This window comes from Allokutzneria sp. NRRL B-24872, from assembly GCF_002155965.1.
Lineage (GTDB): Bacteria > Actinomycetota > Actinomycetes > Mycobacteriales > Pseudonocardiaceae > Allokutzneria.
Window position 1 is genome coordinate 99,065 of record NZ_MUMH01000029.1, and the last position, 6,660, is coordinate 105,724.

At 70.9% G+C, this 6,660-nt stretch carries 7 protein-coding genes; 6 read left to right on the top strand and 1 reads right to left on the bottom strand.

Annotated elements, in window-relative coordinates:
* Positions 1-273 precede the first annotated feature (273 nt).
* Positions 274-912 carry an A24 family peptidase gene (locus CCN37_RS09035; RefSeq protein WP_086820234.1) on the bottom strand — a complete coding sequence of 213 codons (639 nt, stop codon included), beginning with the start codon at positions 910-912 and terminating at the stop codon, positions 274-276.
* Positions 913-1,173: 261 nt separating this feature from the next.
* Between CCN37_RS09035 and CCN37_RS09040 the strand changes: the two genes are divergently transcribed.
* The 6 genes from CCN37_RS09040 (at position 1,174) to CCN37_RS09065 (ending at position 6,576) form a co-directional block, all read left to right on the top strand.
* Positions 1,174-1,707, top strand: coding sequence for a hypothetical protein (locus tag CCN37_RS09040; RefSeq protein WP_086820247.1), 534 nt, complete (start codon positions 1,174-1,176; stop codon positions 1,705-1,707).
* The gene (locus tag CCN37_RS09045) at positions 1,701-2,711 is read left to right on the top strand and encodes a hypothetical protein (protein WP_086820235.1); all 1,011 of its coding nucleotides are present in this window, start codon (positions 1,701-1,703) and stop codon (positions 2,709-2,711) included. The genes CCN37_RS09040 and CCN37_RS09045 overlap by 7 nt, the downstream gene beginning before the upstream one ends.
* A 94-nt stretch (positions 2,712-2,805) precedes the next feature.
* Positions 2,806-3,474 (top strand): SAF domain-containing protein, encoded by a 669-nt coding sequence (locus CCN37_RS09050; protein ID WP_246842905.1) that lies wholly within the window; start codon positions 2,806-2,808, stop codon positions 3,472-3,474.
* 11 nt (positions 3,475-3,485) lie between these two features.
* Positions 3,486-4,358: a chromosome partitioning protein gene (locus CCN37_RS09055; RefSeq protein WP_246842906.1), complete on the top strand. Its 873-nt coding sequence runs from the start codon at positions 3,486-3,488 to the stop codon at positions 4,356-4,358.
* Complete coding sequence (locus CCN37_RS09060; protein ID WP_086820238.1) at positions 4,355-5,719, top strand: CpaF family protein; 1,365 nt, start codon at positions 4,355-4,357, stop codon at positions 5,717-5,719. Before CCN37_RS09055 ends, CCN37_RS09060 begins: the two co-directional genes overlap by 4 nt.
* Positions 5,716-6,576, top strand: coding sequence for a type II secretion system F family protein (locus tag CCN37_RS09065; protein ID WP_086820248.1), 861 nt, complete (start codon positions 5,716-5,718; stop codon positions 6,574-6,576). Before CCN37_RS09060 ends, CCN37_RS09065 begins: the two co-directional genes overlap by 4 nt.
* Positions 6,577-6,660 lie beyond the last annotated feature (84 nt).

Here is a 6,660-nt window from a genome sequence, read left to right on the forward strand (position 1 = left end):
ACACGCCACTGATGTCAACGTCAAGATGTGCTAACCAAGAAGTCAGAAAGGGGATTCTTGCCCGAATGGGTGACCCCGGTCCTGTTGTGTAGGTTTTCCTGGGCGGCGGTGTTTATGTTTGCTGCACCGCGTGTCCTCCCCCCTGACACGTGCCAGGCGGCCCCGGTCTTACCCCTCCCCCCTCGGGTAAGCGCCGGGGCCGTCGACCATTCCGAGAGAACCGTGCACCACCAAACCTGGCACGGTCCCAGGGGAACCCCGAGGTGACGTGGATCAGCTGCCAGTGACGTGCAAAGCCAGCAGCGCCCCGGCGAGCTGAAACGGCCCGAAGGGAACTGCGACGCCGTCGTGTCGCCGCCAATGCTGGCGCAGCGGCGGCAGCAGCGACGCGAGTGCGGCCAGGACCAACCCGAGCAGCGTGCTGACGAACAGCGTCGACCAGCCCTGCCACGCTGTCGCTAGACTGAGCACGCCGCCGAACTTCACATCGCCAGCCCCGATGCCTCCTGCCGAGATGAGCGCGAGGACGAGGTAGAAGCCCGCCAGCAACGCCATCCCAATCAGCGCGCGGAGCAGCTCGGACTCGCGGGAGTGCATCGCCGCGACGCTCGCCAGCAGCCCGCCGACGAGGATGCCGCAGCTGTAGGTGAGCTGCTGGGGCAAGCGCTGCTCGATGAGGTCGACGACGGCGAGGACGACGCCGAGCGCGGCGAGGCCGCTGTAGGGCAGCAGCTCGATCTGGGTGCCGTAGCGGCCCGCCAGGGAACCGAAGGCGGCGCCTGTCACCAGGACCGCGAAGCACCGTGTCGTTGATCCGATTGAGCCGACGTCGAGCACCCGCCGGTACAGCACCGATACGGCCGCTCCGACGGCGAGGCCGGCACCCGCCCACGCTGCGATGAACACCGACATGGGAAACCACCTCGCCCTCGCCGCCAGTATTGCTCGACACAACCCGAGCACGCAGATGCCCATAAGCCGAACGAATGAAATTCGAGGCGATAACCCCATTCTGACCCCGGAGTTAGCGCATACGCACTTTGCGGTCAGTACGGGGTGACGGTGTAGACCTAGATCCTGTCCTTTATCGGAGAGAACGTCTTGATGGCCCAGGGGTGAATGGTGATCACGGAATCGCACAGAACGGCGCGCAGGTGGTCGACGGCGGGCGCCGTGGCAGTCGCACTGCTGGCCCTCGCCGCGTGCAACTCCGGCACGCCAAGTCCCTCGGCGCCCAGTCGAGCGCCGACCGCGCCACCCCAGTCCGCCGCTCCCACGACCCGGTCCTCCCCGGAGGATGCCGCGAAGGCCGCCAGCGTCGCCGCGTATCTGGGGATGTGGAGGGACTTCGTCGCCGCGGCGGCGACGGCGGACTGGCAGTCGCCGACGCTGGGCCGGCACGCGACGGGCACGGCGCTGTCCACGCTTTCCCGTGGCCTGTACGCGGATCACTACAACGGGCTGATCAGCAAGGGCGCTCCGACACACAACGCCGAAGTGTCCTCAGTGGACACTCAATCGAACCCGACCACGGTGATCGTGCGCGATTGCAGCGACTCCACCAACACGACGAAGCTCCGCTCCGACGGCCAGCCCGCCGGTGACAGCCCGGGGGGCCACCATTTGATCAACGCCACGGTGCAGCAGCAACCCGACGGAGCATGGCGCGTCACGGACTTTGGCGTCCAGGAGGTCGGATCATGTTGACAGGAAACAGGAAGCTCCTCGTTGGCGGCGTCACCGTGACGGCGCTGCTCGCGACGGCACTTCCCGCGTGGGCCCATATCTACGGCAGCGTCGACTGTGTCCAGAGCCCTACCGCTGCGTGCGACCTCGGCGCTGGCAAGAGCGGAGGAGGCACGAAGGGCACTTCCCCACGCGGCGGTTCGCCGCAGCCGAAGGGCAGTGCGCCTCGCCGTGATGCGAGCGGTAGGGGCGACTCGGTCGCCGGGAGGCTGAACCTGCCGCAGTGCTCGTACACGAAGAGCACCTACCAGCCGCCGGCCGCCGGCGCGACGACGATCGGCTTCACCCGCCCGGCGACCGAGGATTCCACCGTTGCCGTGGTGCGCGCGGCTGTCCTGGCGCACAGCCACGTAGCGGCACCGCAGCCACCGTCGGGACAGCGCGGCGCGTGGTACGTGTGGCGGTGTACGGGAAACGGGTTCGCCGACGCGTTCTACAGGCCGCCGGTGTGGATTCCTGACGGCGCGCAACCGGATGCGGTCCGTCGTCCGTCGCCTGCGGAGGTTGCGGCTCAGGCGCGGCAGCAGCTGCGGCTCCCGACGCCGACCATCGCGGCAAGCCCCGCTGGGCAGCACCTGGTGCACCTGCCGAGTTGGCTGTGGTTGTCCAGCGGCTGGGGCTCCGTGTCAGCGACTGCGGAAGTGCCGGGGGTGGCGGTGACCGCGGTGGCGAAGCCGATGTCGGTGTCGTGGGCGATGGGGGATGGCACCACGATCACCTGCACCGGCGGCGGCACACCGTTTCGCGCGGGCAGCGACCCGAAGGCGGCCTCACCGGACTGCGGCCACATCTACCGCACCGCCTCGGCGAACCAACCGAGTAAGGCGTTCGCCGTGACCGCGACTGTGCGGTGGACGGTCACCTGGTCCGGCGCCGGGCAGGCCGGGACCTTCCCTGATCTGACGACCACGGCGAACACGAGTTTCCGCGTCGCGGAATCGCACGCCTTGAACACCAGCGGCTAGTTTTTCCCTTCTCTCCCAACACACTCCGCACGATCCTCATCCGCTCACCGCATGACCGGCGACGCGGCGTAGTACCCCCATGCCTGGAGGCAGCGTGAATACGAACATCACGGCCAGCGACGGCACCTGGGCGGCGAGCGGAATCAAGCCCGCCACCGGGCTTCGACGGCGCAGCGTCCCGCACCTGGTGCTCGGGGTGCTGCTCGTGCTCGGCTGCGCCACGGGCTTCCTGGTGGTGTCGCTGACCGCCGACACCCGCCGGCTGGTGCTGGCGTGGGCTCGACCGGTGTCGGTCGGCCAGGTGGTGACGCCGCAGGATCTGCGTCAGGTATCGATGTCCGTTGATCCGGGAGTGTCCTTTGTGGATGCTCGGGATGCCTCCAGCGTGGTGGGCAAGTCGGTGTCGGCGAGCCTGCCTGCCGGTGCGCTGCTCACGGCGGAGTCGGTGCGGCCAGCGGTCGTTCCGGCGGGGCAGGCGATCGTCGCCGTGGCGGTCAAGGCCGGCCAGGTCCCGGTGGAGGTGGCCGCGGGCGCGCAGGTCTCGGTGGTGCGTGTGCCCGGCCGGACCGACGTCGCGGAGACGAGCCCCGCGACGCCGGAGGCCAGCGCGGTGTGGCCAGCCGTGGTGGTCAGCGTGACCTCGTCGCCGCAGGAGCAGGGCACGGTGGTCTCGGTGCAGTTGGGCAGGGCCGCCGCCCGGCAGGTCGCCGCCGTGCCCGCCGGGCAGGTGGCGATCGTGCTGCTCGCGGGCGGTGAGCGGTGATGCTGGTCGCGGTGACGTCGGTGAAAGGCTCCCCCGGGGCGACCACGTTCTCGCTCGCCTTGGCCGCGTGCTGGCCAGCGCCGGCCAGGACGCTGCTGATCGAAGCGGACCACTCCGGCGGCGATGTCGGTGTTCGGATGGGGATGGCGGCGACGCCGGGCCTGGTGAGCCTGGCCGCCGCCGCGCGGCACGCCGACGACCCGATGCTGCTGTGGCAGCACGCCCAGGTGGTGCCGTTCGGGGTACCGGTGGTGGCCGCTCCGGCGGACGCTGACCGCGCCCGCAGCACGCTGTCGGCTTTGACGTCCGAGCCCGGCGCCGGGATCAGGCTTGTGCGCGCGGTCGCGAGCGCCTCGGAGACGGTGGTGATCGTCGACTGCGGTCGGATCGACGCGGGTTCTCCGGCGGCGGCGATCGCGCGCGGCGCGGACGCCCTGATCCTTATCTCCCGTGCGCACGCGCCCGATCTCGCACACCTCGTCTACCGGCTGCCGGTGCTCGGCGCCTGGACGCCACATCCCGTACTGCTGCTGGCCGGACCCGGCTTTTCGCCCGCCGAGGTCGCCCGCGAACTCGGCGTCGCGCCGCTGGGGCGCGTGCCGGACGATCCGCGCGGCGCGGCACTGCTGTGTGGGCGCACCGCGCTGCGGCCGGGTGCGCGCGTGCTGGAGCGCTCGGCGGTGGGCGGCGCTGCCCGCAGAGTCGCCTCGGCGTTGCTTGCCCGGCAGGAGATCCCGATCCCGCGGAGAGCCGAGCAGCGGCCAGTTCCTGGGCTGCATGTCGTCCCGGGCGTGCCCGCCGCCGCGATCTCGGTCAACGGGCTGCGGCCCGCACCCCACCTGGTGCACGAGGAGATCCCGTCCCGAGGAGGGCGAGCGTCATGACCGATCCGCACGACGGCACTCCGTTGCCGGACACCACGGGCGTGGCACGGCTGCGTAGCCGCCTGCGCGCGGACTTGCGGGCAGCGTTGCCCGCTCGGATGGAGGAGTATCAGCGCAGTTCCGGCGTTCCCGTCTCTGCGGGAGTACGTCGGGAGATCGCGCGGGAGATCCTCGCCGAGGTCGTCACCGCGCACACCGAGGCTGAGCTGATGGACAGCCGTACGCTAGTCGAGCGCGATGACGAGCAGCGGGTGCTCGACCAGGTACTCGACGAACTCCTGGGATTGGGCGGTTTGCAGCCGCTGCTGGATGACCCCTCGATCGAGACGATCAACGCCAACAGGTGGGATCGGGTGTTCGTTCAGTACCGTGACGGCCGCCGCGCGCAGGTCGCGCCGATCGCGGCGTCGAACGAGGAGTTGACCGAGCTGGTGCGGATGCTCGCCGCGCGCGCTTCCAGCCAGGAGCGGCGTTTCGACTACGGCTCGCCGACGGTGAATGTGCAGTTGCCCGATGGGGCGCGGCTGTGCGCGGTGATGGGGGTGACCGCGGGCGGGGTGACCGCGCTGTCGATCCGCCGCCACGGCTACCTCACCGTCACCCTGCCCCAACTGCGTGAGCGCGGCACGCTCGACGCGGGCCTGACGGAGTTCTTGCGCGCGCTCGTGCGCGCGAGGAAGAACCTGTTGATCACCGGTGGCACCGGCGCGGGCAAGACCACCCTGCTGCGGGCGCTGGCCGCCGAGATGGACCCGATGGAGCGTTTGGTGACCGTCGAGGATGCCTTCGAGCTCGCGCTGGACCGCGATCCCGACCTCCACGCCGACGTCACCGCCTTGCAGTCCCGTGATCCCAACGTTGAGGGCTCGGGCGAGATCTCTCAAGCCGAGCTGGTGCGTTTGGGGCTGCGGTTGAGCCCGGACAGGGTCATCGTCGGCGAGATCCGCGGCTCGGAAGTTATCCCGATGTGCAACGCCATGAGCCAGGGCAACGACGGCTCGATGGCCACCCTCCACGCCTCCAGCTCCGCGATCGCGTTCACGAGGCTGGCCTCCTACGCCGCCCAGAGCGTCGAACGGCTCCCGCTGGAGGCCACGAACCTGCTCGTCGCCAGCGCGGTGCACTTCGTCGTGCACCTGGCTCGCACCCGCGACGGCGACCGCGTGCTGTCCTCGATCCGCGAAGTCGTGGGAGCGGAAGGGCCGCAGGTGATCTCCAACGAGGTCTACCGGCCCGGCCCGGACGACCGTCGCGCTCGTCCCGTCGCCGGGGCGTTGAGCGCCTCCACGTTGGCCGACCTCGTCGACGTCGGGTTCGATCCGGCGGTGCTGGAGCGGCCCGAGGGGTGGTGGCCGCGATGACCGCCCCGACCGGCAGCGTCATCGCCGCCGTGCTCGGAGCGGGCGTCGGCGTCGGCCTGCTGCTGGCTGGTATCGGCTGGTACGGCACACCTGGCCGTGTGCCGCGACCGCGCTCCCGCCGTTCGACAAGGCACGGGGCTCGGCGCGTCGTCGTGGCGGTCGCGGTCGGCGTGGTGACCGGCGCGGTCACCGGGTGGATCGTCGGCGCGGCGCTGGCCGGCCTCGCCTGCTGGACGCTGCCCAGGATGCTCGGCCCCGACCGTGAGCATGCCCGGCGGATCGCCCGGGTGGAGGCGATCGCGACCTGGACGGAGATGCTGCGCGACACCCTCTCGGCCGCCGCCGGCCTGGAGCAGGCCGTCCTCGCCACCACACACCTGGCGCCCGCGGCCATCCGCGACGACCTCACCGTCCTGGCTACACGGATCGCTGCCGGCGAGCGCCTGGCGCCGGCGCTGCGTCGCCTCGCCGACGAGCTGGGCGACCCGGTCGGGGACCTCGTCATCGCCGCGCTCGTGCTGGCCGCCGACCGGCCGGCCCGCCACCTCGGCGACGTCCTCGGCTCGCTCGCGCAGGCCGCCCGCGAACACGCCGCGATGCGGATGCGCGTGAGCGCAGGCCGCGCCCGTGCCCGAACCTCGATCCGGGTCATCGTCGGCACCACCCTCGCCTTCGCGGTCGCGATCGTGCTGCTCAACCGCGACTACCTGGACGCGTACGACACCGCGGCGGGGCAGCTCGTCCTGCTCGGCATCGGCGCCTTGTTCGTCGTCGGGTTCGCGTGGTTGGCGCGCATCGCGCGTCTAGACGAACCCGCCCGGTTCCTCACCGCGGAACCCACCGAGCAACAGGGGTGATGGCCGTGGCGACCGCACTCGCGTTGGGGGCAGGGCTCGGGCTCGGCCTGTGGGCGTTGGCCGTGTGGCTGGTCCCGCCCCGCC

What these genes read in the sequence shown, in the direction of transcription:
- CCN37_RS09065 (WP_086820248.1), top strand. Translation starts at nt 5,716, where the DNA reads ATGACCGCCCCGACCGGCAGCGTCATCGCCGCCGTGCTCGGAGCGGGC.
- CCN37_RS09035 (WP_086820234.1), bottom strand. Translation starts at nt 912, where the DNA reads ATGTCGGTGTTCATCGCAGCGTGGGCGGGTGCCGGCCTCGCCGTCGGA.
- CCN37_RS09060 (WP_086820238.1), top strand. Translation starts at nt 4,355, where the DNA reads ATGACCGATCCGCACGACGGCACTCCGTTGCCGGACACCACGGGCGTG.
- CCN37_RS09045 (WP_086820235.1), top strand. Translation starts at nt 1,701, where the DNA reads ATGTTGACAGGAAACAGGAAGCTCCTCGTTGGCGGCGTCACCGTGACG.